At 53.1% G+C, this 24226-nt stretch carries 22 protein-coding genes; 7 read left to right on the top strand and 15 right to left on the bottom strand.

Annotation, left to right across the window (positions count from 1 at the left end; translation table 11 throughout):
- Positions 1–5 precede the first annotated feature (5 nt).
- Complete coding sequence (locus ACFE8Q_RS16260) at positions 6–1199, bottom strand: ATP-binding protein (protein WP_375446465.1); 1194 nt, start codon at positions 1197–1199, stop codon at positions 6–8.
- A gap of 296 nt (positions 1200–1495) precedes the next feature.
- Between ACFE8Q_RS16260 and ACFE8Q_RS16255 the strand changes: the two genes are divergently transcribed.
- The 3 genes from ACFE8Q_RS16255 to ACFE8Q_RS16245 all read left to right on the top strand — a co-directional run bounded on the left by ACFE8Q_RS16255 (position 1496) and on the right by ACFE8Q_RS16245 (position 2937).
- Positions 1496–1702: a hypothetical protein gene (locus ACFE8Q_RS16255; RefSeq protein WP_375446464.1), complete on the top strand. Its 207-nt coding sequence runs from the start codon at positions 1496–1498 to the stop codon at positions 1700–1702.
- 84 nt (positions 1703–1786) lie between these two features.
- Positions 1787–2269, top strand: coding sequence for a hypothetical protein (locus ACFE8Q_RS16250; RefSeq protein WP_375446463.1), 483 nt, complete (start codon positions 1787–1789; stop codon positions 2267–2269).
- 95 nt (positions 2270–2364) lie between these two features.
- Positions 2365–2937 (top strand): hypothetical protein, encoded by a 573-nt coding sequence (locus ACFE8Q_RS16245; RefSeq protein WP_375446462.1) that lies wholly within the window; start codon positions 2365–2367, stop codon positions 2935–2937.
- Between the two features lie 208 nt (positions 2938–3145).
- Here ACFE8Q_RS16245 and ACFE8Q_RS16240 read toward each other — a convergent pair whose 3' ends face one another.
- The 5 genes from ACFE8Q_RS16240 to cysM all read right to left on the bottom strand — a co-directional run bounded on the left by ACFE8Q_RS16240 (position 3146) and on the right by cysM (position 11146).
- Positions 3146–4924, bottom strand: coding sequence for an ABC transporter ATP-binding protein (locus ACFE8Q_RS16240; protein ID WP_375446461.1), 1779 nt, complete (start codon positions 4922–4924; stop codon positions 3146–3148).
- A 158-nt stretch (positions 4925–5082) separates the two neighbouring features.
- Positions 5083–7401, bottom strand: a complete 2319-nt coding sequence (locus tag ACFE8Q_RS16235; RefSeq protein ID WP_375446460.1) for a PAS domain-containing protein — start codon at positions 7399–7401, stop codon at positions 5083–5085.
- A gap of 160 nt (positions 7402–7561) precedes the next feature.
- Positions 7562–8521, bottom strand: a complete 960-nt coding sequence (locus ACFE8Q_RS16230; protein ID WP_375446459.1) for an AAA family ATPase — start codon at positions 8519–8521, stop codon at positions 7562–7564.
- Between the two features lie 41 nt (positions 8522–8562).
- Positions 8563–10056 carry a flavin-containing monooxygenase gene (locus ACFE8Q_RS16225; protein WP_375446458.1) on the bottom strand — a complete coding sequence of 498 codons (1494 nt, stop codon included), beginning with the start codon at positions 10054–10056 and terminating at the stop codon, positions 8563–8565.
- A 184-nt stretch (positions 10057–10240) separates the two neighbouring features.
- Complete coding sequence (gene cysM, locus ACFE8Q_RS16220; protein WP_375446457.1) at positions 10241–11146, bottom strand: cysteine synthase CysM; 906 nt, start codon at positions 11144–11146, stop codon at positions 10241–10243.
- Positions 11147–11672: 526 nt separating this feature from the next.
- Here cysM and ACFE8Q_RS16215 point away from each other — a divergent pair.
- On the top strand, positions 11673–11846 hold the full coding sequence (locus tag ACFE8Q_RS16215; RefSeq protein ID WP_375446456.1) for a hypothetical protein: 174 nt from the start codon (positions 11673–11675) through the stop codon (positions 11844–11846).
- Positions 11847–11948: 102 nt separating this feature from the next.
- On the opposite strand, the gene ACFE8Q_RS16210 is transcribed toward ACFE8Q_RS16215, so the two are convergent.
- From ACFE8Q_RS16210 to ACFE8Q_RS16170, 9 genes are all read right to left on the bottom strand, one after another.
- Positions 11949–13067, bottom strand: a complete 1119-nt coding sequence (locus ACFE8Q_RS16210; protein WP_375446455.1) for an MBL fold metallo-hydrolase — start codon at positions 13065–13067, stop codon at positions 11949–11951.
- Between the two features lie 82 nt (positions 13068–13149).
- Positions 13150–15600: a hypothetical protein gene (locus tag ACFE8Q_RS16205; protein WP_375446454.1), complete on the bottom strand. Its 2451-nt coding sequence runs from the start codon at positions 15598–15600 to the stop codon at positions 13150–13152.
- Entirely contained in the window at positions 15566–16456 is an 891-nt protein-coding gene (locus tag ACFE8Q_RS16200) for a hypothetical protein (RefSeq protein WP_375446453.1), read from the bottom strand. The genes ACFE8Q_RS16205 and ACFE8Q_RS16200 overlap by 35 nt, the downstream gene beginning before the upstream one ends.
- 322 nt (positions 16457–16778) lie before the next feature.
- Positions 16779–17441 (bottom strand): DUF4230 domain-containing protein, encoded by a 663-nt coding sequence (locus ACFE8Q_RS16195; RefSeq protein ID WP_375446452.1) that lies wholly within the window; start codon positions 17439–17441, stop codon positions 16779–16781.
- A 42-nt stretch (positions 17442–17483) separates the two neighbouring features.
- Positions 17484–19025 carry a gluconokinase gene (locus ACFE8Q_RS16190; RefSeq protein ID WP_375446451.1) on the bottom strand — a complete coding sequence of 514 codons (1542 nt, stop codon included), beginning with the start codon at positions 19023–19025 and terminating at the stop codon, positions 17484–17486.
- 92 nt (positions 19026–19117) lie between these two features.
- Entirely contained in the window at positions 19118–20830 is a 1713-nt protein-coding gene (locus ACFE8Q_RS16185; RefSeq protein ID WP_375446450.1) for a GMC oxidoreductase, read from the bottom strand.
- A 120-nt stretch (positions 20831–20950) separates the two neighbouring features.
- Positions 20951–21481: a gluconate 2-dehydrogenase subunit 3 family protein gene (locus ACFE8Q_RS16180; RefSeq protein WP_375446449.1), complete on the bottom strand. Its 531-nt coding sequence runs from the start codon at positions 21479–21481 to the stop codon at positions 20951–20953.
- Between the two features lie 305 nt (positions 21482–21786).
- Positions 21787–22188 (bottom strand): response regulator, encoded by a 402-nt coding sequence (locus tag ACFE8Q_RS16175; RefSeq protein ID WP_375446448.1) that lies wholly within the window; start codon positions 22186–22188, stop codon positions 21787–21789.
- A 74-nt stretch (positions 22189–22262) separates the two neighbouring features.
- Entirely contained in the window at positions 22263–22691 is a 429-nt protein-coding gene (locus tag ACFE8Q_RS16170; protein WP_375446447.1) for a response regulator, read from the bottom strand.
- A gap of 231 nt (positions 22692–22922) precedes the next feature.
- Here ACFE8Q_RS16170 and ACFE8Q_RS16165 point away from each other — a divergent pair, with 231 nt between their 5' ends.
- The 3 genes from ACFE8Q_RS16165 (at position 22923) to ACFE8Q_RS16155 (ending at position 24190) form a co-directional block, all read left to right on the top strand.
- On the top strand, positions 22923–23357 hold the full coding sequence (locus tag ACFE8Q_RS16165) for a hypothetical protein (RefSeq protein WP_375446446.1): 435 nt from the start codon (positions 22923–22925) through the stop codon (positions 23355–23357).
- 6 nt (positions 23358–23363) lie between these two features.
- Entirely contained in the window at positions 23364–23657 is a 294-nt protein-coding gene (locus tag ACFE8Q_RS16160; RefSeq protein WP_375446445.1) for a hypothetical protein, read from the top strand.
- Positions 23658–23854: 197 nt separating this feature from the next.
- Complete coding sequence (locus tag ACFE8Q_RS16155; RefSeq protein ID WP_375446444.1) at positions 23855–24190, top strand: LytR/AlgR family response regulator transcription factor; 336 nt, start codon at positions 23855–23857, stop codon at positions 24188–24190.
- The last annotated feature ends 36 nt before the right edge of the window (positions 24191–24226 follow it).

The raw sequence follows: 24226 nt of genomic DNA, 5'->3' as shown, positions 1-24226 counted from the left end.
ATAATTCAGGCATAGCCTGTTCCAGTGTGTAAATTGCCAGTCAACAGACGGGCCAAGCCGGAGAGGGGGACAAAAGTGCCTGAAGATGTGCTTTGCAACGTGTTTCCTCCGTAGACCACATAACTGTTAGCGCTGGGGTTGCCACTTAACTTGTTCCAGTAGGTAAGCTGATCGAAATAATCTTTGTTGAGGGTCATGCCTGCTTTTATTTCGATAGGTAGTAGCCCCAATTCAGTTTCGATCAGCAAGTCTACTTCTCGTCCTGTTTTATCCTGCCAATAGTAGCAATTGGCTAGCTGGCCCTGATTATAGGCGTGTTTAAGCACCTCGCTGACTACTAAGTTTTCAAACAGGTTGCCCCGCATGTAGAAACTCTCCAGCAAATCGGCTCGACGCAGGCCTAGTAGCGAACAGACCAACCCGGTATCATAAAAGTAGAGTTTGGGCGATTTGATGAGCCGTTTACTGAAGTTTTCGTAGTGGGGGGGCAACAGGTACACTACGTAGCTGGCCTCAAGCACCGACATCCATGCTTTAGCTGTATTAACCGAAACCCCACAATCGTTTGCCAAGGAGGATAAGTTTAGCGCAGAGCCGATCCGGCCCGCACACAAACGCAAAAAACGGGTGAACTTACTTAAATCGGCTATATTTTTCAGCGACCGGACATCGCGTTCAAGGTAGGTTTGAATGTAACTGGGGTAGAAATCGGCTGGTGCCAGATGTCTGGTTACCAGCCGGGGATAGCTTCCCTGAACTAATAGCTCATCGGGCGTGGAGGGAAGCAAGCCGTTCTGGCTTTGCTCTTCGTAGCTTAGGGGTAGTAAGCGTAATACGGCGGTTCGGCCTGCTAAACTTTGGTTGATGCTTTCCAGCAACAGGAAATTTTGGGAGCCGGTCAGAATAAACGGTCGCTGAGCGGTTTGCCTGTCAACGATACCCTGTAGATAAGCAAATAGATCGGGAACGCGCTGAACTTCGTCGAAAATAGCCCCATTGGCGTAGTTTGCCAGAAAGCCACGCGGATCAGTTTGGGCTAGAGTACGTATATCGGGGTCTTCCAAAAGCACATAAGGCAGATCAGGAAAGGCCGATTGCACCAGTGTAGACTTACCCGACTGGCGAGGACCTGTCAATGTTATAACCGGATACTGCTGAGCTAATTGCAGGAGTTTTCGGGTAAGCTGCCGTTGAATCATAAGTCAAATCTACACCAGTTTGGACAAATTTGCATTCATAATGCAAATTTGTCCAAACTGGTGTAGATTTGGCAATCTTGTGTACGTTGTGTTGAGCAATAGCTTCATCCGGGCCACCACCTCGGGCGGCTTGCAGGTACGGTTCAACCTCTATTAGAAGCCAGAGCCCGACTGACCCCTCTATTGGCTGCCTTTCGTTTAAGGGGACTGATGGCGAAGATGACGACTAGCCAACTGGTGTACTGGCTGAAGAGGGCTTCTTTAGCAATGATCCTGTTGAGCTTTTCCTTCACTTCATGCAAGTGGTTCGTCAACCCAGTGTCTGGTTCACCCCGGATGAGCAAGCGTTGATTCGGGAGAATCCAGAGCTGGTAGCTTCGCTGGGGGACTATATTAATGAGTCCGAGACAAAACCAAGTGATCTTAATGGTTTTAAGTGGCTGTTGGATAATGGCTACCCAACGACGCCGAATACAGAAATACGGGCCAATTACCTCAAGTAAAAGCTAGCTCAAGACCCAGAAGCTTTACTAAAATTTCAACAAACGGACGACGTCGGCCCTTGGCGGTACCTAGCTCAGAAACAGGTGCCGCAATCAGTAAAGGACAGGGTTAGCCAGTTCAGATATAATATTGGTCAAGGTCATTTCGATAGCTGGATTCAGTACATTCAAAATGCGGCTGGTAGTCAAGTCAACTGCGATTATTTTCCTATCAAGATTGATCGTCTGCCAAATGGGTTTTTCAGTCCAGAACAATTCATCGAATACTTTCGCATGAGTATAAATAATTTCTCTCCAAAGAAGTTTTATCCTCACCCAAGCATATCCGGAGAAGCAAATAAGTGGCAGAATGAACCTCTTGGCTCAATTATATCCATCGAAATCGATCCCATGGATTATGGTTCTGTTACAGTTATCGACAAACAAAATATGGACTGGACTTTTGCTACAATACATGATCCATTCAAACCAAACCACTTAGCGAGTATTCACTTGATGTGCAAATGGATCTTTGGAATAATCAAGAAGGGTTTCGAATATACGATTCCAACCCAAATAATACAATGAGCGATTTTGACGAGGCGACGCATCGAGCTGTAACAAACGGACTCATGCGCTATTTCCCTTCTGGTGGTACTTCATTACTTCCAACTTTTTGATTTATGAGCAATAAGCGTGTTATTCATTTGTGTAATCTTTGGCTACTCCTTGCATGTACTGAAGGGAAGGTAGAAAAATTCCAAATTAACTTGGCAGACTATCATATTAAGTTCCCAATAACTTCAGAAGAACTTCAAGCGGCATACCCAAAAGCTAAAGAATCACACTTGGTTTTTTTAACAGATTCAAATCAGGCTGTCCGAGTTACATGGTTGTTCGAACAGTCGCTTCTCGATTCTAAAAGAGATTCCTATGGCCTAATAATGACGCTTGAAGAGAAAGGGCAGTCAATAGACTCGGTACGTTCGGCAATAGCAAGTAGATTTCACCAACAATTTGAGTCTTTGACTATCCCGAAACATTTGGGTAATGATGAATACTTTGAGCCTGATTCATCCCTAAAAGTAATGCATCTTAAGGGAGTTCAGATAGCCGTACAAAGGCGAAAGATATGGCCCACATATGGTTATAAGTACACTAATGATGTAGTCATTTCTATTTGCTATAATCGCACAATTAAGGAAGAAGAACGTTTTGTGTTCAAACAGGGAAGGATTCATGAAGATGATGACTAAGTTTTTACTGCCAATCAAAAGAGGAGATAGTTCATCACGGCTGGTAACGTCAACTTCCAGGTACGTCCCCAACTGAGCTACGTGGTGAACCGCCGCCTTCTACTTCGACCGCACCTTCAACGACCCGCTGGTGAGCAACAGCTTTATCCGGGCCACCACCTCGGACGGCGTTCAGGTACATTTCAACCTTGCTGAGTAGGGCGTGCAGTTACGCCATATCTCCGAGATATGGCATAACTGCATCGGTCCGTCGCTCACCGATTTGCTGGCGCCACATGGCGTAGTAGAGGCCTTTTTGCGCTACTAGCTCGTCGTGGCTACCAGTTTCAACGATCTTGCCTTTTTCGAGGACGAAGATGGTGTTGGCGTGCAGGATGGTGCTCAGGCGGTGGGCGATCAGAATCGTAATCTGCTCATTCAGAGCCGACACGCTACGGACGGTGTCGGTGATTTCTTCTTCGGTCAGCGAATCCAGGGCCGATGTGGCTTCGTCGAAAATGAGCAGGCGCGGCCGACGGACCAGCGCACGGGCGATGGATAACCGTTGCTTTTCACCGCCCGACATTTTCAGGCCTCCCTCGCCAATCTGCGTGTCGAGGCCTTTTTCGGAACGGGCCACCAGATTCTCGCAGGCCGCTTTGTCCAGCGCGTCGTAGAGTTCGGCGTCGGTGGCGTCGGGTTTCACGAACAGCAGGTTCTCGCGGATGGTGCCGGCAAACAGGTGGGTGTCCTGCGTAACAAAGCCGATCTGACGGCGCATGGGGTTGAACCGGAGGTCCTGCGTGGAAATATCGTTGTAGTAGATTTCACCGCCAACGGGTCGGTAAAGGCCCACCAGTAGCTTCACCATCGTTGATTTGCCGGAGCCCGACGGACCAACAAATGCGATGGTATCGCCCAGCGAGGCCTCGAACGAAACGCCGTCGATGGCGTTTTGCCCTGCGTCTTTATGGCGGAACACCACGTCCTGGAAGCGTAAATGCTCGATCGGCCCCACTTCGACCGGCGAGTCGGGGTTGCGCTCGATGGGCTTTCCCATCAGTTGAGCGAAGCTGTTCAACCCGGCTTCGGCTTCGCGGTAGGCCAGAATAATGTTGCCCAGTTCCTGCAACGGATTGAAGATGGCGACCGAAATAAACTGCATCGAAATGAGTTCGCCGGTGCTGAGTACGTTGCGGAAAATGAGCCAGAGCAGGGTGAACAACACCGATTGTTTCAGGATGTTCAGCGTGGTGCTTTGCCAGAACGACAGCATACGTACCCGGCGCACCTTCGTCATTTCCAGCTCAAAAATGCGGGCGGTCTGCGTTCTGAGCCGACGGATCTCGGAGAAAGTCAGGCCGAGGCTTTTGATCAGTTCTACGTTGCGCAGCGACTCCGTAATGACGCCCGACAGCAGGGCCGTTTCGCGGTTGATAGACCGTTGCGTGGTTTTGATCTGCTTGCTCAACAGGCCCGTGAGGCCGCCCAAAAGCAACACGCCGATCAGGAAAACGGGGACCAGCGCCCAGTGTTTGGTGACGGCGTACCAGATCAGGAAACTCATGCCCACAATGGACGAGAACAGTACGTTGACAAACGAATTGACAAACTTTTCGGTGTCGGTACGTACTTTCTGGAGGATAGACAGGGTGGCACCGCTGCTTTGATCGCCAAACTCCTGATACGACAGGCGTAGGGTCTGTTTCAGGCCATCGTTGAAGATGTCGATGCCGAATTTCTGCACCACCATCCGGGTGAAATACTCCTGAAACGCCTTCGTGATGTTCGACAGAACGGCTACGCCAACAGCCAGCCCCAGTAGCCACAAAACGCCCCTGACTTTATCCGATTCCGTTTTCTGACCGGGATTGGTGGCGTATTCGTCGATGAGCTTTCCGAAGATGATCGGGTCCACCAGTGCCAGAATTTGGGCTATTCCCGCCAGGGCAAGGGCTAACAGGGCGAGCCAGCGATAGGGATACAGGTATTTCCAGAGAATTGGCACGGGCGTGATGTCAGGTAGCGAAGTCGGCCTGATTCAAGGGCTTTAGTAGCCCCAAACGCAAGTCGATACCTGATTAACGCGGTGCAGGGCCAAGTGTTGGCTGGTGCGTGACTTCCTGCGGCCAGATTGAGTGGGTCAGGTACGTTACCGGTACGTTCTTAGCCCGGTAAATGAATCTGGAAAGTTGCGCCCTGGCCGGGTTGGCTCCGGGCGGTGAGGGTGCCGCCGTGGCTGTCGATGACGCGTTTGCAGATGGCGAGGCCAACCCCGGTACCCGCATAGGCCTGTTTGCTGTGCAATCGCTGGAAGACCTGAAAAATACGATCAACGTATTTTGGGTCGAAGCCGATCCCATTGTCGGTAATGGCAATATCGTACCACATGCGGCCGTCGATGAGTTCCTGCTGGCAGTCGATCTGAATGTGTGGTGGCTGGGTACGTTCCTCGCTGGCCGGAGGCTGGAACTTCAGGGCATTGCTGAGCAGGTTCTGGAACAATTGCCGTAACTGGGTGGGGTCACCGGCGATGACGGGCAAGGGTGTCCGGTCGATAATGGCCTGGGTTTCGCTGATACGTACCTCCAGGTCGCCAAGTACGCCGGTCAGTACCTGATCCAGGTCGACGGGCTGGAACGGTTGCCGGTTGGTGCTGATGCGGGAGTAGGCCAGCAAATCGGTGATGAGCATCGACATGCGCGTGGCGGCCGATTGCATCCGCCCAATGGCATCATGGCCAAAGTCGTCGAGCTTATCGGCATAGTGCTCATCCAGCAAATCGCCAAAAGATTGAATTTTGCGCAGGGGTTCCTGCAAGTCATGACTGGCCACGTAGGCGAACTGTTCCAGGCTGTCGTTCGACCGGAGAAGCTCCTGGTTCATGGCTTCCAGTTGCTGCCGATACAACCGGCTTTCAGTAATATCAACGAACGAGGTAATGAACCCATCATCAAACTTGACAACCGATATCTGGAACCACTGGTCGCCGTGTTGCCGCTCAAACTGAGTGGACGTACCTGTTTCGACCACCTTTACGTACTCCGCATAGACTGGCCCGTTTTTGATCGTTGGGCTGATATCGGTGAGCCGTTTTCCAATCAGTTCGTCAATCCGATACCCCAACGAATCGGCCGCAATCTGATTGGCTTCCTGCACTTCGAAATCAACTGTTTGTCTGCTACCATTATAAACCGGACGGAACAGGAGAAACATAACTGGTAGGCTGGACAGCAGACTGTTGATCAGATCAGACTGCCGCTGCTGTTCCAGTTCGGCCTGCTTGATGGGCGTAATGTCGACGTAGGATTGAATAAACCCGTCATTCAGCACAATGGCCTGCATGTCCAGCCAAAGTCCGGTTGCCTCGTGCTGATACTGAAACCGAGTTGACCCACGCGAGTTGACCAGATTCACCCACCGGTCGAAGAGGCCATTGGCGCGGCGTTCGGGGAAAATCTCCAGCATACGCCGACCAATGACGTTTTGGGCTTTTTTGCCGGTAACTTGTTCCGAAGCGCGGTTGAACGACTGGTAAACGAAGTCGATGATTGGGCCGGATTGTCCATCGGCTTGTTCTTCGCGCACAGCCGTAAAGTGCGAAATGGCCGTGAGGGCATTGTCGAGCACCTGCCTGAACTCGTCGTTCTGCCGCTCGATACGCTGCTGTGCCCGCTTTAATTCGGTGATATCGAGAAAGGATAAAACAATGCGGTCATGCTCGCGAACGCCCTGCACCTGATACCAGATATCCAGGTTATGCTGGGTATAATGGTTCTGTATCTGTAGCGTTTCGCCAGTTTCGGCAAGGTGGATGTAGGCCGGCCAGATCGGCGTTTGATCAATACCGGGAAACGCCTGCCGCATGGTGTTTCCAATCAGTTCGGCCGACACCCGCCCGACCATCCGTTCGGCCATGCGGTTCACCAGCTCATAGCGAAAGTCGACGACGGCATTCGATTTTGGGTCGCGGACAATGGCGTATAAGGCCACGGCAGTAAGCGCATTGTCGGTAACAAAACGCAGTTGGAGTGCCTGCTCCTGATTAATCTGCTCCGATAAATACCGGTCCGTAATGTCGTTGTAAGACACAACCACCAGATCGGTAATTCGGGTGAGCGACATATCAAACTGGCGTGACTCGCTGCGCTCTGTTGTGTAGGGAAAGGTGAATCGCTCAGGCTCGCCCGTGGCAAGCACCCGAACCAGGCGGTCGTAAAGTGGCGAGGCTGATAGTCTGGGTAAAGCCGTTTTTATGGATTGACCGACCAGTTGTGATAGTGGCCGTTGAATGTCGTTGGCGGCTACCCGGTTGATCATCATCAGCCGCAGGTCGGAGATGGTGCCTGCTTCACCGCCTACCCTAATGGCTCCCAAAGCGATCATGCCGTTGAGGGAGGCATCCAGCATGTGCTGCACAACAGCCAGCGATGAGGAAGCAAACCCACTAGAAAAGTCGGGTGGCAACGGAGCCAATGGATTCATAACGTGGCGCGAACGAGGCGATCTGACATCGTATAACCCGTAAATATAGCGATTTACAGATTATACGATGTCAGATGCCAGGGTCGGTGACGACTTGACACGCACCGCGGACTTTAGTCTGTATTTGAGCGAACAGATGCCGGCTAAAGTCCGCGTTACGTTAAAAATTGCCGTAGTCGACCTGTAGGCAGGTTAGGCCAAGGTCACGCCGCCACAGGGCGACAACCTGATCACGGTCGTCGAGGACTAACTCAACAAAATAATGGTTGCGGATATGGGCGTCGAAGAGTTCGCGCTTGATGATCGAATCCTTCCGATTGTCGTTCCGCTGACGCATAAATAACTCGTAGTCAGCATACTCTCGCCAGCCCAGATGGTGCCGCAACCAGGCAATGGTTGGCGTTCGGGCGGCACTGTCGCGGCCCGACAGGAAGATGACGGCGTAGCCCGCCGCCCGCATGGCCCGCACCACGTTCAGCACAGGTACGTTCGGTTTATCGCGCCCCACATTCGACCAGTCGAAGGGAGAACGGTTATGGATTTTGGCGGCGGTTCCATCAATGTCTACCAAAATGCATTTAGGCAGGGTCTGATCCTGTTCCAATGCACCAACTGTGGCGTGGGTACGTGGGTAATGCAGGTGCTGCGTGGTGTCGAACTGCTTGGTAAGCTGCCTGAACCGGTTGTGTTGCTCCCGAATGACGGCTTCACCCACTACATCGGACCGTAGCTGGTCGCGCTCAATGGCGGTCTGAAGCGGTACGTCGACCACCTGAAACGACACCTCGAAGGGGCGTTTAGGTGTAGCCTGCGCCTCCACCACGTTCAGCAGTTCATTGATCGACCGTTGCCGCAGGTGCGTGTTATCGATAACCAGGTTCCAGCCACCGTCCAGCGCTTCACATACGGCTGTTTCGAGTAACGACGTCACGATTCGCTCGATGCGGTATTTTGCTTTATCGTCCCATTTCCAGTAGTCGCCAAGCGGCACCGAAATAAGGCTCCGACGCAGGTCGTCGCGGTTGAGTCGCAGGTACGTTGGATTCTCCTGGACAAGCTGCTTCGCCACTGTCGACTTACCGCTACCGCTGATGCCGATTAGAATAAGAATATGTTGCATAGGGGAGGTCGAGTACAGTGTCGAGTGCTCAATTCGGCGGATTAAATCGCTGATGTTGTTGCTCGTTCTACGACATAATCAGCCATGTTGACGCTACGGGTAGCTTTGCGATACGTCACGGTCAGGTCTGGCCAGAGGGTTGTGTTCTTGCCCTGCTGGTTCATGTACCAGCTTTGGCAACCGGATGCCCAGACCGTACCGGCCAACTGCTGTTGAATCTGCGCGTTGTGGGTACGTTGCGCTTCCGGTTTTACGTCGAAAAAAACGTCGTCGCCAGCCTGTTCAAGCTGGCGGAGGTAATCGAGGAGGTAAGTGAGCTGCGATTCGATCATGTGTACCACCGAGTTATGGCCCAGGCCCGTGTTGGGCCCCAGCAGGAACAGCAGGTTAGGGAAACCCGATACCGTGAGGCCATACAGTGCCTGGGCGCCGGTTTGTTCCCACTCGCCAAGCAAATCGCGCCCATTGCGGCCAATGATCGACTGGTTCAGATAAATGTCGGCCACCACAAAACCGGTGCTGAAAATCAGTGCGTCGAACGGGCGATCGGTGCCGTCCTGGCTCGCCGAACTGGTACGTATGCCCACGGGAGTAACATGCTCAATTCGATCGGTAACCAGTTCTACATTGGGGCGGGTCAGGGCAGGGTAGTACTCGTCGGACACCAAAATACGCTTACAGCCGAGCTTGTAGTTGGGCCATACTTTGCGGCGCAGTTCGGGGTCTTTGATCTGGTGTTCGAGGTGCTTGCGAGCCGTAGCGGTACCCAGCTTATTAATGGTTTCATTGCCGATAAACGACAGCCCGAACAGTTCGTTAAACCAGTAAATGGCGTGGCGATGTACTTTCTGCAACGTCGGCACCAGGGCGTAGAGCCGTTGCTGCCAGAGAGCATAATCGCGGTTTCTGCGCGGCGTTACGTAGGGTGCAGTCCGTTGAAAAACAGTTAGTTGAGTCGTTATTTTCGCTAGTTCAGGAACGAGTTGAATGGCTGATGCTCCGGTGCCGATTACGGCTACCCGCTTGCCACGAAGGTCATACTCGTGATTCCAGCGCGCCGAGTGGAAGGTGGTGCCAGCGAACGTGCCCAACCCCGGCAAGTCAGGCACGCTGGGCCGATTGAGCGGACCAGTAGCCGCTACCACCACGCGGGCCGTCAGTATGCCGCCGCGCTGGTCGGTCAATTGCCAGCAGGCATCCGATTCCAGCCAGCGGGTGTCGACCACCTCCGTGTTGAACCGGATATGATCCCGCAGGCCAAACTGACCGACGCATTCCTGCAAGTAGCGGTGAATTTCGGGCTGGGGCGAGTACGCTTTCGACCAGTTGGGATTGGGCGCAAACGAGTAGGAGTAGAGGTGCGAGGGAACGTCGCAGGCACAACCCGGGTACGTGTTTTCACGCCAGGTGCCGCCTACATCGTTGGCCCGTTCATAGACGACAAACGAGGTACGGCCACTCATCTGGAGCCGGATGGCTGTACCCAACCCGGCAAAGCCAGCCCCGATAATAGCTACTTGAACGTCAGGCTTCATAGTACGCTGATTATAGATAGTATACGGATTTTTACGGATGCTGATGGGAACGCGGATTGGGCGGATTAAACGGATTTGCGCAGATTTTGGATTCAAGCGAATTGTTAACCTGAGTAGAGCCAATCGGTTTTAATCTGGAATCCGCGAAGATCCGTTTCATCCGCCCAATCCGCGAGCCCATTCATCATGCGAACAGGCCCGATGAGAGGTAACGGTCGCCCCGGTCGCAGATAATGCAAACGATGACGGCTCCATCGGCTTGTCCGTTTGCTTCAAGTTCGTCGATCAGGCGGAGGGCCGCATGCACGCCGCCGCCGCTGCTCATACCCGCAAACACACCCTCTACGCGGGCCAGCTCGCGGGTCATCTGCGTAGCTTGTTCCTGCGACACTTCCATTGTGCGGTCAACGCGCTTTGGATCGAAAATCTTCGGCAGGTATTCGGTAGGCCACTTACGAATGCCGGGAATCGATGAGCCGTCAGTAGGCTGACAGCCAATGATTTGCACATTCGGATTTTGCTCTTTCAGGAAACGGGACGTACCCATAATAGTGCCCGTGGTGCCCATCGACGCCACGAAATGGGTGATCTTTCCGGCCGTATCGCGCCAGATTTCGGGGCCGGTCGTGCGGTAATGAGCCAGGTAATTGTCGGGGTTGGCAAACTGATTCACCAGCAGAAATTCACCGGTTGCGGCCTTGGCTTCTACATAGTCTCGCCCCGCTTCGATGGTCTCCGTCAGGGTCACTGTTGCGCCAAAGGCTTCCATCGTCTGCACGCGCTCTTTGGTCGAATTGGCAGGTAAGGCGAGTTCAATTTCGATGCCGAACAGGCGGGCAATCATGGCCAGAGCAATGCCGGTGTTGCCGCTTGTGGCTTCGATCAGCTTCATGCCCGGTTGCCATTCGCCCCGGTCAATGAATCCCCGAATCATGCTGTAGGCGGCGCGGTCTTTCACGCTCCCACCGGGGTTGTTGCCTTCGAGTTTTCCGTATAATTTGACCTTGCTGTTCGTACGGTCCGCCGTTGCGGTGAGCCGATTGAGTTCAACCAACGGCGTGTTGCCAACAAGTTCGAGAAGAGTAGCCATGTACAGTTATCAGTTAACAATTAACAATTATCAGCTCCGCCAAGAATCGTGGCGTAGCAGCGCTGATAACTGTTAACTGATAATTGTTAATTGATAATTCCCCCGGTAGTGCACTATATGGAAACGGGCTGCCAGTTCGTTGCCTGTATAATTTCTGATTGCATACAAAAAGGTTAGTTTTCTAATAAAGCCACCCTATTTTCTACTGCCCGTTGTGCTACTGGTAACTGCGCCAATGGCAGTAGCACAAACCACTATTGATCAGTCTATACCTGTTGATACAGTGGACATTCCCCATCGACGAACATGGTTTACGTCCGATTATTATTCCTTTCACGCGGCCACTCGCCTATCTGGTCTGAAAGTGATAGCCTTGCTGCTACCGTGGCATTCAGCTTGCCCCTGAATTGCATCTCAAATCAGCCCTTCAATCGTTTAAAGACCCATTCATAGAAGAAGGCATGCGGCAGAACGCTATGTTACGACGGTTGGGCAACCCAATCGGTGCATTCTCAGCGTCGTTTACATGACACGCCTTCCCTTGCAGGCGGCAGGGCGGCGAGTTGGGCCAACAAACTCGCTTGTTTACTACTCACTGGGTGGGCTAGCCGCCTCATTCACTATTGGCCGAATGACCGACAAAACCACCCGACAGTTGGTGCGGCGATACAATGACCAGTTACTAGTTATTGGTTACTAGTTGTTGGTTATCAGTTATGGACGACTCTACTCCGCAGCCTACCTCATGATGCCGACCGCAGCTAACCAGAGCCACTAATAACTGACAACCAATAACCAAAAACTAATTCCCGATTCCTTCCCACCAACGGCTGTTGGGTAATTGTTGCTGCAGAATGACCGGTTCGCCAATGCGGGGCGTGGTCAGGGCAAACGAGTCGGCGGGGGTGATAGCCTGGGTTAGCTGATTGATAGGTTCGCGCCAGGGGTGTAGCGCTAGGGCAAACTTGGCCCAGTGAACGGGCAGTAGCACTTTCGTGTGCAGATCGCGGGCGGCCTGAGCTACCTCGTTCGGAAACATATGAATGCTCGGCCAGTCGCGGCCATACTGACCGCACTCCAGCATCGCCAGATCGAAAGGGCCATACTGCTCGCCGATCGCCTTGAAGTGAGGACCGTAGCCTGAATCACCTCCCAGAAAAATGCGCTGTGCGTTGATGTCGACCACATAGGCCGCCCAGAGTGAGCCGCCCCGTGCAAAGCCACGGCCCGAAAAGTGGCGGGCAGGTACGGCTGTGAACGAGAACCCTTCGCTGATAGTCACATCCTCGGTCCAGTCGAGTTCGGTAATGCGGGTAGGGTCATAGCCCCAGCGTTCGAGGTGGGCACCTACGCCCAGCGGCGCAACCACGCGCGTAACCCGGTCGCGAAGTGCCACCAGCGTTTCGTAGTCGAGGTGATCATAATGGTCATGGGTCAACACCAGCACGTCGATCCTGGGCATATCGGCGGCTGTATAAGCATTGGTGCCCGGAAACGCTTTTCCGAAGAACGATACCGGCGAGGCATACCCGCTCAACACTGGATCGATCAGCAACGTAATGCCCTCCGACTTGACCAGATACGACGAATGACCAAACCACACTACCGACGTACCTGAGCCCGGCAAGGCGGCGAGGTCCGTTTTCACGGTAGGTATCTGATAGGTAGGTGTCACATCGGCGGGCTTGCGCAGGTTATCCATCATCAAATCGATGTAGGATGCTCCGCGGCGCATGACGTCGGTGGGGTCAACATTCTGGAAAGAGCCATCGCGGTAGTTCTTCGATTTCTGAATTCGGGCCAGCCGGTTCCCCGAGGCATTGGCACCAAACACAGCCGTTTGCATAAAAAGCCAGGCCCCCAAGGCCAGCAATACAATAATCAGTAGTAAATAGAGTAGCATCTTTTTCAGGCGGTTCATGGGAGCGAAGGTAAGGGGATTGGTTGATTGGTTGGCTTCGCGTTGAAGGGACGCGCGTCAGCAATAACCAATCAACCAATAACTAATCCGCAGTCATGAAATCCCGGTAGAGGGCACAGCGGGTTTGCATCTGCCGGGCAAACTTGGTTTGGCGGTAACGGGTCTGGTACGTTTTAAGGTAGGTCTCGTATTCGGACGAAGCGATCTGGCTCATTTTTGTGTTGAAGGCCACATCATCGTCGGCAACGTATCCGCCAGTCTTCGCGGCTTCTACCGTGCGGCGGGTTTGTAGCGCATCGGCTTCGCAACGGGCGGCCATGTAGGTCGCTTTTGCAGCTAGCTCCGGGTTTTTAGCCTGCTTGGCGGCCTGAGTGAAATAGCTCTGAGCGGTCTTTGCCGAATAATACGGATCGTTCCAGAAACGATCGAGTTGAGCTACATCGGTCGATCCGTAGCGGTATGTGTATGGCTCGCCGCTGCTTCGGAAACGATGCTGTATAAACCAGGCGTTGCCATAATAAGTCAGGTTGTAGGCACCGCAACCCAGTGTATACCAGGCTTGTGCAGCCTGATCGGTGCTGCCTTGGGCGATGGCCTGCTTGAGTAATTCATTCATCCGTTGCGCAAACTGAACCGGCGTGTACGGGTTACGCGGTTTCCCTTCGTCCGGCATGTTCACACTGAACGGGTCGATAGCGAAGTTGCTCTGAATGGCCTCGCTCTGCCAAACCGCCGGTTTTACTTTCGCAAATGCATTGGCCGCAACCTGATAATTTTCCTCGGCCATTGCCCGCCGACCAACCAACTGATTGGCATAGTCCGCATCAACTCCCGCCAGTTTCACCAGCCGTTCGTCAAATTCGCTGCCGGGCGTAGCAATGTACTGGGCCAGATGCTGCGCCGTATGCAACGACGTCGAATCTTCAAGGGCCATTTGTGCGTCGAAATCGTAGAGCGAATAGCCTTCGCTGCTGTTACCCGTCGTAATCAGTCGCATCAGAAAAGCCTTCGCCTGCCGGGAACCGACGAGCGTCGATTGGTCGCCCTCGTCAGCCTTCTTCTGGCTACAACCCGACAGCCAGCCTGATGATTTTTCGCCGTTTTCGTCAGACACGTACCTGGCTGCCAACTGCTTACCTACGGTCTGAATAGCGTTGGTGAAGCGGAAGTTGGTGTTATATGGCTCCGTTGAATCGGGAACGCTCGCCTGCTTAAACTGGGTGAGGTAACTGATCAGTGCTGTTTCGGTGGTGGCGTCGGGAAGGCCGGGCTGGGCGGCCAGAAGCAGCATCTGTTGCAGGGCTATCTGTTGCTTCAGCGTCTGGTTGGCCGTAGGCTGTTGGGCGGCTTCGTCGAGCGTTGTTTTGGCCGAATTATAATCGCCGTTGAGGTATTGTAGGTAAGCGGCGGCTGTGAGGTAATATGCTGAATTGCCCAACGCCGCGTTTTTAGCTGCTTTTTCGGTGAATGACAGCAACTGACCCGCGTAATCGGCTACGTTCTTGCGGCGGCTTTCAAACGCAACCGAGTCGGCTCGGGTGTTGTCATTGTCTACGTAACCTGGAAATTGTTTGGCGGCGAAATAATATTCGTTGCGGTTGATTTCCCGCGCCAACACCAGTTCAATCAATGGGTTTCTGGGATCGAGTTCAACCATTTTTTCCAGCAACGGAAGGGCGTCCTGCCTTGGCTGAATGGCACACACGGCATACACCGCCACCCGTTCGGCGTCGGTTTTGGCAAATGCCAGCGCCGCTTCGGTAAACCGCAGACCCTGGTGGCGTAAACTGCGTTCGGCCGCCAGACGACGGGTAGGGCAATTGGCAAATACCTGAGCGAATTCAAACACCGCCCGGTCTTTCTGACCCAGCGAAAGCAAGGCACCCGCCAACCGGCAGCGCGCCCAGTCGCTGATGAACGAGCGGGTGGAAAGGGGCGCAATCAACTGCTCATAATTGTCGCGGCTCTGAGCGAAAAGATGGGCTTCATCGGCCAGTTTCACCGCCTGAAATGCGTACCGTTCTTTCAAAAAAGGATCTGTTGTCGACACTGCCCGAGTTCTTGCCTGGGCACTGAGCTGAGTCAGTTGAACGGTGTCGGGATGCGTTTCTTCCCAGGCAGCACCGATCCCTTCCGCCTGCTGTGCCGCGTAGGCAAACCGCAGGTACGTTGCCGCCTCTGGTTTCGCACCCGCCAGGCGGCTCACCAGCGCATTCTTTGCCGAGGTATCGGCCAGGGCATCGCCAACAAACTGAGGAGAATAACCGGCACCCAGGTAACGTACCCAGACTTCGGTATTCGCTTCTTCAGATAGAGAATCCGAGGCTTCGTCAACGCCGAACAAACCGGCGTTATACAGTTGCGGGGTAAAAATATAGCGGCTGTCGGTGGGCGAATAGGTAGCCGTTTCAGGTTGAAACAGGCTGAAAAATTCACCCATCTCTTCGGCACCGGGGCCACAGGCAAAACCAATGAGAATAGCAAGCAACAGCAAAACTCTACGGATGGTGGAGAAGCGTTTTAAGGTCTTCATGGCTGTATGGGTGCAAAACGATTGAGTCGAGATGGTAGGCGGTAAATGTACGTTTCTGATCGGGTAATTGCGTCAGAAGCAAGTTACTGGCGGCTTTTAAGTTAGTTACTGAGCAAAATTCTGTTCGTAGCAGATCACCCCGGCGTAGATTGATTCCCAGCGCCAGCGTATCAAGGGTCGCCACGTACCTGGATGAGTCGGTCTGTTGTTTCAATGCCGGAACGGCACGTACCTGAGCCGCATCAACATTGTTGAGCAACGTCAAGAACCGGCCATTCCGATAGACCACCGTCCAGCGGAAGAGGGGCAGGGCAATATCGAGTGGAAGCGGGTAGCCGGGCAGGTAATCCGTGTATGCCTGTAAATCGGTCAGATCAAGGATAGAGTTCCGGGTATCAACCCGTTTCCAGTCGCCCGTGTTGTACGCCATCAGCATGCCCCGCGCCACTGGTGGAATACCCGTCTGTGCCGCAAACTTCACCTGATGCAACCTGATTGTGGCCGATAACGGTGTTTTAGCTTCGCCGGAAATGGCCTTCAATAAGCCGAAATAGGTGTTGCGCGTTGTGCGTGTCCAGTCGCAGTCGATCTGGATTTCATCAATACGAATGCTCTGATTTTTAGCCAGTTGGCTGATGCGTTTTGTCAGGTTTCGTGCCAGCTCAGGTACGTTGTCAGCCGTCAGGTTAGCGACCGTTCGGTTGGTGATGTAAACTACCGGAACTATGCGTAAGCCTGCGGTGGGTCGTTGTTGAAAGACGACCGTTGCTTTGGGAATTGCCGTGTGTTTGGCGGCGTCCCAATCCACATCGAAGAAGCGGATGTAGACCGTTTTCACGCCTAGCGAATCCAGCATTGCCCTATCAGAAAGGGTAGGAGCGAAGGTCGCTTTCCAATGATAAAATGCCGGCACCTGTTCCGCCATATGCCTCGATTCCGGTTGGCATGCCGTAAGAAGGAAGATAACCCAACTGGTTGATATGTAGGGGCGGCCCACAGTGGCCGCCCGCTTTCGGACCGATAGGGCCGCCCAAACGGTAGCTGGCTTCATGAAGGTTAGGTGTGTAAAGAGTTTTCTGCGTCTAGCCGGTGCTTACAGGCAGCCCTATCGGTCCGAGAGCGGGTAGCCACGACCGATTCGGCGAGGGGCTACCCCTACATATCTACCATCTGGGGCTCTAGGGCGATGTGGGTGGGTCGAGGGAAAGGGGCTTGCCTTGTTCCAATGCTTCTATTTTGCGTTGGTCGCCTTCAGGAAGTTGCAAGGCCCAGCCCATTGAGCCGGCCAGTTGGTACATCATGTATTGAATCTGGTTGTTGGCGATGCGGGGCAGGTCGCTTTGCAGGGCGCGGGTCTGCATGGCCTGTTTGGCGTCGTCGAGAATGCTCGTGTAGGTTTCGCTGTCGAAATGGTTGAGAATGCCCGACTGAATATCGTAGAACTTATAATCCGTATCGACCGAGAGAATTTCTGGCTCGGGAAATGCCTCTACGATCAGCGTTTTGTTGCCGGGGTGCCCCTCCGCTGCGTCAGGAAGCCGAAACCGGACTTTCTGGAAGTCAAAGCCTACCAGCACCTTCGATTTGGCAATGATCATCGCCTTTTTAGGGTCGTTGAACATGTACAGAATCTTCTTCTGATCCTGGTAATTATATATTTCAGAAAAATACCCTTCCGCCATCACTACTTTAAACACCTTCTCGATCCGCTCCAGCAAGAGTGTCGATTCATGGCGTACGTCGGTAACCGGCGCGGCAGTTCGGCCTTTAAGCAGGGTGGCTAGGCCAACGCCACCCGCCAGTCCGACGGTGAGTAGAAGCAGGGTATTTAAAAAGTCCATAGTTCGATTGGGTAGGTATAGTACCGAAACTAACGCGTCAGGCTACGTTTGTTCAATCAAGGCCTGAAACGTTTTAAACGACCGCATGTAGACCCTGTGCCGTTCGGGGTCGGGTTGAAACGTGTGGCCGAAAGCTATTTGACGCGTTAAATCGCCTAAAGATACAGGTTCGCCGTGGCCAAAAGAGAGCGCCAGCCGCGCCAGTAGCACCGCGCCAATAGCGCCGCTTTCGTTACTGGCATTGAGCCGGACGGGAACGCCAAAAACGTCGGCCATCATCTGCACCCAGAATTCGGACTGAGCAAAGCCTCCGTTGGCATGAATTACCCGGGTTGGGCCTGTGTGCCGGGACAGAAGTAGTTCGATCTGCCGCAGGTTGAACATAACGCCTTCCAGCGCGGCCCGCACCATATGGGCCTGCGTATGCTGCCAGTCGAGGTAGTGGTAGCTTCCTCGGGCGGTGGCATCCCAAAGGGGCGCGCGTTCGCCCTGGAGGTAGGGGAGGAACAACAGCCCATCAGATCCAGGTGGCACCGTAGCGGCGTTGGCCAGCACGGTAGGTACGTCCTGCTTCATTAATTTTTCCGACACCCATTCCAGCACATTCGCACCATTGTTGGTTGGGCCACCCACCACATACCAGTCTGACAGATCAGACCCGGTATGCGCCGCTTTTTCGGCATCGGGCTGTTCCGCCGTCATTACCGTTTCGTGCTTATAGAGTGGATACGAAAACAGGCGGCTTTGGGCATCCCGGATGGGCCGAACGCTCGTGCGCCGAACAGCCCCGCTTGTCCCAATGGTGATCGTGGTGATGCCCGGTTGCACTGCCCCGGCTCCAAGGTTCGCCAAACAGCCATCCGACGCGCCGATAACCAGCAACGTACCTGGCTGTAAACCAACAATGGCCCGACCTGGCAAAGCGGCATAGGGCACAATGTGGGTGGTGTTGACGGGTGTGCTGACCTGCTCCAGGCTGATACCGGCCAGTTTCAGGGCCGGGCGGTGCCAGGCGGCCTTGCGGCTGTCGAAAAGACCGGTTGCGGTAGCCATCGCATAGTCGATTTCGTAGCGGCCTGTCAGTTTCCACCAGAGGTATTCTTTCAACGACAGCCAGCGGGCGGCCCGTTTCAACAGCCGTGGCTGATGCCGACCAAACCATACCAGTTTACACAGCGGCAGCATAGGATGAATGGGCACGCCGATGGTTTTATAGAGGTCGCCGTCGTCTTTCCGCAACACCGCCGCCTCCTGACTCGCCCGATTGTCAGACCAGATCAGCGCGGAAGAGAGCGGAATACCCGACTCATCAACGGCCAGCAGGCTATGCATTGCTGTGCTAAAACAGATCGCGCCAATGGTGCGGCCAGCGGTGGAAACTTCGGTCGTTAGTTCGCCCATACACGTTACCAGCAACTGCCAGATGTCTTCGGCGTTCTGCTCGGCGTAGCCCGGTTTAGGTACGTTAGTGTCGACGGGCCGGGCCGCGTGGGCCACGAGTTCCATCGTGTTGGGGTCAATGGCCAGGACTTTCAGATTCGTGGTGCCAACATCGACGCCAACAAAAAGGGGTGTAAGGGGCATGGTAATGACTAGTGAATGCGGCTTTAAACATACCAAAAAAGGGACGTACCTGCGCGCAGGTACGTCCCTTTTACACATGGGGCGCTCAGGGCTTAAATGCTTTTCTTTTTCATCTCCTTTACGGCAAAATCGGCGGCGCGGGCGGTGAGGGCCATGTAGGTCAGCGAGGGGTTTACGCACGACGCGGAGGTCATGCAGGCCCCGTCGGTGACAAACACGTTTTTCACAGCATGCAGTTGGTTATTGCCGTTCACGACCGACGTTTTCGGATCACGACCCATCCGGGCAGTACCCATCTCGTGGATCGCCATGCCCAGGTAAGAGCCTCTGTCGTAGGTAGCTACGTTCTTCACGCCCGACGTTTCCAGCATTTCCTTGGCATCGTTCATCATGTCGATCCGCATTTTGCGCTCGTTTTCCTTCAATTCGGCGTCGAACACAACCAGGGGCATACCCCACTTGTCTTTGTCGTTCTTGTCAAGGTACATGCGGTTTTCGTGGTACGGCAAGGTTTCGCCGAAGCCAAGCAGCCCCATTGTCCACGGGCCAGGCTTGGTCATTTCTTCTTTATAGTCAGCGCCGAAGCTTAGTTCAGCTACGTTGCGCTGCCAGCCCTGCCGACCGCCGCCGCCCTGATAACCAAAACCACGCAGGTAATCGCGCTTGTCGGTGCCGATGTTGCGGTAACGGGGTACGTAAATGCCATTGGCACGGCGACCCACGTAGTACTTGTCCAGATCGCCTTCCCAATCGCCCGATGCGCCGACGCGGAAGTGGTGATCCATCAGGTTATGACCCAGTTCGCCCGAATCGTTACCCATGCCGGTTGGGAAGCGGTTTGAGGTCGAGTTCAGCAGAACGGCCGTTGACCCCAGCGTACTGCCGCAGACAAACACGATACTGGCGTAATACTCTTTGCTTTGCAGCGTGACGGCATCGACGACCCGGACGCCCGTTGCCTTCTTCTTATTCTCATCGTACATGATCTCGGTCACGACCGAATCGGGACGAAGGGTGAGCAGCCCGGTTTTGGCGGCGGGGGGCAGCGTGCAGGACTGCGTGCTGAAATAAGCGCCGAACGGACAGCCCAGCGAGCATTTATTCCGGTACTGGCATTGCGCCCGACCAACGCCCGTCTGGGCCTGACCGGCCTTTGATAAGTTGGCCACACGGCCGATGGTCATGGTACGACCGGGAAAGTTTTTCTCGATCCGTTTCCGCACCTCTTTCTCCACGCAATACATCTCCATCGGGGGCAGAAACTCGCTGTCGGGGAGTTGGGGCAGGTTGAGCTTTTCGCCCGAAATGCCAACGAACTTCTCAACATACGAATACCAGGGAGCTATGTCTTTATAGCGGATTGGCCAGTCGACGGCGATGCCATCTTTTAAATTGGCACCGAAGTCGATATCGCTCAACCGATAGCTCTGACGACCCCACATGATGGATTTACCCCCAACGATATTGGGTCGATACCAGTCGAAACGCTTCTCTTCCTTGTAAAGCGAATCGGTATCCTTCATCCAATAATTCTGGGTCATCTCATTATACGGATAGTCGCGCGCCAGTTTTGGGTGCGACTCCTTCTGATCCATCGTCAGCCGACCGTTGTAGTTGGTCTGCCAGGGATCTTTCATGGCGTACTCGTAGTCGGTAACGTGTTCGAGCTGATGTCCTTTTTCGAGCATCAACACGCGTAACCCTTTTTCGGTCAGCTCTTTAGATGCCCAGCCGCCCGATATGCCCGACCCGATAACAATGGCATCGTAGGTCTGGTCTTTTATGGAATCAATATTTAAGTACATGTCTGAAGTGAGTTTACTGCATACTGTCTTCTGTTTTCAGTCTTCTGTTGCGTTGCTGAACCAAATTCAGGTACGTTAACGGAGCAACAGGAAACGGCAAACAGAAAACTGTAAACTGTTTTAGAGTGCCCAGGCTTTCTGGCCGGGTTTCAGAGGCATACAGCCATTAAACTGGCCGGGAATCGGGAGGTATTCGAGGGCTTTGGTTGCGCCGATCTCGGAGGTGAAGTACCCGGTGGTGGTCAGTTCTTTCATGCGCAGGAAAAAGGGCTTGTCCTCCGTCATTGTCTGCTTCACCATCTCAATTTTCTGTGCGCCTTCCAGCGAGGCAAACCCTTTACCAAATTTGGTTTTGCTGTCGGCATCCAGCTTGGCAAGACCAGCGTAGAATTTTTCCTGATCAGCCTGGGGGTAGCAGTCGCGCATGACGCGAACAATGAATTTTTCGGCACCGGCGGCTTTAGCGCCCGGCGTGGTCGTGGTGGGAATGATCACATCGGCGACCTCAGCCAGGAGGGCTTCCTGTTCGGCCGAGACGGCTACACCCGGCCCCGTGTTTATCACCCGACCCATGGCACCTGCCAGAGTGGGAGCCGACAGTATGCCCCCCATCATCAGGGCCGCTCGTTGAATGGCTTCTCTACGTTTCATAAAGTGATTAAGTACTGTTTGGCGCTAAAAGACTTGAAGTAGTAATATACTATTCATCAGGGTAAAAAGTAAAGTTATTAGGTGAATTATTATATTGGTTGTCAGCTAAAGAGTGCACGACCAGTATACAGCCAGCGTGATTTACCACACTGCAAAAGAAAGGTCTGCTGGTTGCGTGGAACAGGATGTTGGAAAGAAAAAACGGTGATGGTTAACTAATTGGCTACGATTGCCTCACTTAATTGAAACAGCGGTGCTGTCTGGAACGTACCTGAGCATTGCCCTGTGCATGTTGTATGGCCCGTTTACAAGAACCACTGTTGCTTGATGACGGATACCAACTGGCTCATCTGTTCGGCACTGCCCGGCTTAACCAGGTAGTCGGTGGCCTGCAGCCGTAGTGCCTGCTGCCGATCGTGCTCGTTATCGGACGTTGTTAAAATAACGATCGGAATCTCATCATACGACTGGTTGGCCCGAACGTGCCTGAGGGCCTCCAGGCCATTCATCCGGGGCATGTTGAGGTCCAGCAGCACTAACGACGGCAAGCTGGAAGCATGCTTGAGCGCCTGGATTAATTTTTCGCCATCGTCTAAAACCTCAACGGTCGACTCTGGACTGTGCTGTTTGATGACCTGCTTGACCAGGAACTGGTCGTCTTCGTCATCATCCACTAAAAAAATGTGCTTCGCTTTGATTTGAGACATAGTTAGTAGCTTGCCTGGTTAACAAGCCACTTCAAGGTTGGGTTCGGATTGGCTTATTATATACTGGTTAACAGCTAGTTCTTCTTGAATTGCTTCGGATGGCGGCAGGCTGTCCAATACGATATGATTTCCTGCAACTGGACGACCCACTCCCGGTATATAATCTTCTTCTCGAAAAGCCCCTGAATAGTCAGGTCATACGCCTGTTCAACCAGTTCCTCATGAACTGGGTACGTGATGAAAATGAAGGGAATGGATTTTTTGCGCAGTTCGGTACTTTCCTCGATTTGGGCACGAAGTTCCAGACCATTCAGACGGCGCAGCGATATTTCTGACAGAATAAGAAATGGAACCTGGTCGGTGGCTTTGAGGTAGTCTAGAGCGGACTGGCCATTATCGAAAACGAGGGGAGGGTGTGGCGATTTCAATTCGGCCAGTGCCTGCTTGAACATATCTTGGTCGTCTTCATCAGAATCGATAAAGATGATCGGTGCGTCTTCCATGTTGAGCTAGTTGTATCCGCTCTAAACTGGCATAATTGGCAAATGGTTATGAGCTACTTATATTTTTATAGGTGATCAGGCTGTCGGGAAACGCCAGAAAGCACATCCTTTCCTTACTACTTGTTGCAACGTTTCTCTTGTTCGCCGGGTCTTTTCTGCGCCTCTATTTCAGGGCTTGTTTGTGCAACACATAGCCTGAAACCACTTTCTCAACGTAAACTCAGAACCGGCATGAAACGCACTCTCTTTGCTTACCTCACCTGCCTGCTGATGCCTGTGCAGTTGCTGGCACAGTCGCTCTTGATCATCGTGCCGCTGGAGGCGGTAGATACGTACCCGGGAAAAAGCTACAGCCAGGTGGGCACCCGCCAATCAACCGATTTTACCGGTTTCAAGGGTGTACCAGCTTACCTGGTCGAGGAAGTTATTCGCTCGTCCAATACGGTGAAGGGGCAATCGCAGTTTGAGGCTTACCAGTCAGGAAAGCTTACTGCCAACGAGTGGAGAAAAGTTAAAGCATCGTATGGTCGCGATACCGTTGGGCTGAGTCCAACGCCACTTCGGCACCGAATTAATTCGCTGGTTGGCACGGATACACAGGGTCGGCGGGTAGTCATCGTTGATGCAAACAACAACCAGGATTTTAGCGATGACCGGGTTTTATAGTACCCAATGACTTTACCCGGCATTGAACGACATAAAGACGGCTATTATACAAACGCAATTCATGCTGTGGTGGATACGTTGCCGGTTGTTCAGGTGCAACTTGAAGCATTCGATGGCCAGAAAATCATTCCCCGCACGGCCTGGATCAAGCCAAATCCGTACAATACGGGTCCACTCTATACTGGCTCGCCAGAGGGCCAATTTCATCTGTTTGAACGCGTTTCAATACGCGGCGATATGCTTCAATTGACTGATGTCGGGTCGGCCGAAAATAGTATTTCAAAGCCTGCCGACAAATGAGCGCGAGACTGTAGGCGTTCGTGCCGGGCAGGCATTCCAGGTACGTTGCCGTGGTTTCTGGTACGTGTTCACTTACCTTTTACCGGGTACTTTTCTGAATTTACGGGTACGGGAGACAAGTTGCGTCAGTTTGGCATCATTTTAGAACAGGCTGTGCATAGCGTTCTATGTATAACCTGTTGTGAGCCAATAAATTGATGAAAAGAGTGCCCTACAAGCGTGGCGAACAGACTTTTGAGCCTAAAAACGTACTTTATCTCATTGGAGAGTCTAATTACTCATACGTACACCTGGCGGATGGTGACGTGATTTTATCGTGCCGAAATTTAAAATGGTTCGCTGATCAATGGCCAACGTTTGTGCGGCTACATAAGGGGGCACTCATCAATGTGAAGTACATCCAGCGTTACGAACGGTCTGACGTAGCCAATCGGGCTAACTATATCGTCATGAGCGATGATGCCTATCTGCCCATTGCCAGGCGACGCGTTCCAGAAGTACTTGGCGTATTGGCACAAATGAACCTGGTTTAATTGGTCTCAATACAGTACCAGCCGTGTAGTCGGATA

It is taken from the genome of uncultured Fibrella sp., from assembly GCF_964250085.1.
GTDB lineage: Bacteria > Bacteroidota > Bacteroidia > Cytophagales > Spirosomataceae > Fibrella.
This window is presented reverse-complemented; position numbering and strand designations above follow the sequence as displayed.

Excerpts from the sequence above, each read along its gene's own strand:
- ACFE8Q_RS16260 (WP_375446465.1), bottom strand. The coding sequence starts at position 1,199 with ATGATTCAACGGCAGCTTACCCGAAAACTCCTGCAATTAGCTCAGCAG.
- ACFE8Q_RS16255 (WP_375446464.1), top strand. The coding sequence starts at position 1,496 with ATGCAAGTGGTTCGTCAACCCAGTGTCTGGTTCACCCCGGATGAGCAA.
- ACFE8Q_RS16245 (WP_375446462.1), top strand. The coding sequence starts at position 2,365 with ATGAGCAATAAGCGTGTTATTCATTTGTGTAATCTTTGGCTACTCCTT.
- ACFE8Q_RS16235 (WP_375446460.1), bottom strand. The coding sequence starts at position 7,401 with ATGAATCCATTGGCTCCGTTGCCACCCGACTTTTCTAGTGGGTTTGCT.
- ACFE8Q_RS16230 (WP_375446459.1), bottom strand. The coding sequence starts at position 8,521 with ATGCAACATATTCTTATTCTAATCGGCATCAGCGGTAGCGGTAAGTCG.
- ACFE8Q_RS16225 (WP_375446458.1), bottom strand. The coding sequence starts at position 10,056 with ATGAAGCCTGACGTTCAAGTAGCTATTATCGGGGCTGGCTTTGCCGGG.
- cysM (WP_375446457.1), bottom strand. The coding sequence starts at position 11,146 with ATGGCTACTCTTCTCGAACTTGTTGGCAACACGCCGTTGGTTGAACTC.
- ACFE8Q_RS16215 (WP_375446456.1), top strand. The coding sequence starts at position 11,673 with ATGACACGCCTTCCCTTGCAGGCGGCAGGGCGGCGAGTTGGGCCAACA.
- ACFE8Q_RS16210 (WP_375446455.1), bottom strand. The coding sequence starts at position 13,067 with ATGAACCGCCTGAAAAAGATGCTACTCTATTTACTACTGATTATTGTA.
- ACFE8Q_RS16205 (WP_375446454.1), bottom strand. The coding sequence starts at position 15,600 with ATGAAGACCTTAAAACGCTTCTCCACCATCCGTAGAGTTTTGCTGTTG.
- ACFE8Q_RS16200 (WP_375446453.1), bottom strand. The coding sequence starts at position 16,456 with ATGCTGGATTCGCTAGGCGTGAAAACGGTCTACATCCGCTTCTTCGAT.
- ACFE8Q_RS16195 (WP_375446452.1), bottom strand. The coding sequence starts at position 17,441 with ATGGACTTTTTAAATACCCTGCTTCTACTCACCGTCGGACTGGCGGGT.
- ACFE8Q_RS16190 (WP_375446451.1), bottom strand. The coding sequence starts at position 19,025 with ATGCCCCTTACACCCCTTTTTGTTGGCGTCGATGTTGGCACCACGAAT.
- ACFE8Q_RS16185 (WP_375446450.1), bottom strand. The coding sequence starts at position 20,830 with ATGTACTTAAATATTGATTCCATAAAAGACCAGACCTACGATGCCATT.
- ACFE8Q_RS16180 (WP_375446449.1), bottom strand. The coding sequence starts at position 21,481 with ATGAAACGTAGAGAAGCCATTCAACGAGCGGCCCTGATGATGGGGGGC.
- ACFE8Q_RS16175 (WP_375446448.1), bottom strand. The coding sequence starts at position 22,188 with ATGTCTCAAATCAAAGCGAAGCACATTTTTTTAGTGGATGATGACGAA.
- ACFE8Q_RS16170 (WP_375446447.1), bottom strand. The coding sequence starts at position 22,691 with ATGGAAGACGCACCGATCATCTTTATCGATTCTGATGAAGACGACCAA.
- ACFE8Q_RS16165 (WP_375446446.1), top strand. The coding sequence starts at position 22,923 with ATGAAACGCACTCTCTTTGCTTACCTCACCTGCCTGCTGATGCCTGTG.
- ACFE8Q_RS16160 (WP_375446445.1), top strand. The coding sequence starts at position 23,364 with ATGACTTTACCCGGCATTGAACGACATAAAGACGGCTATTATACAAAC.
- ACFE8Q_RS16155 (WP_375446444.1), top strand. The coding sequence starts at position 23,855 with ATGAAAAGAGTGCCCTACAAGCGTGGCGAACAGACTTTTGAGCCTAAA.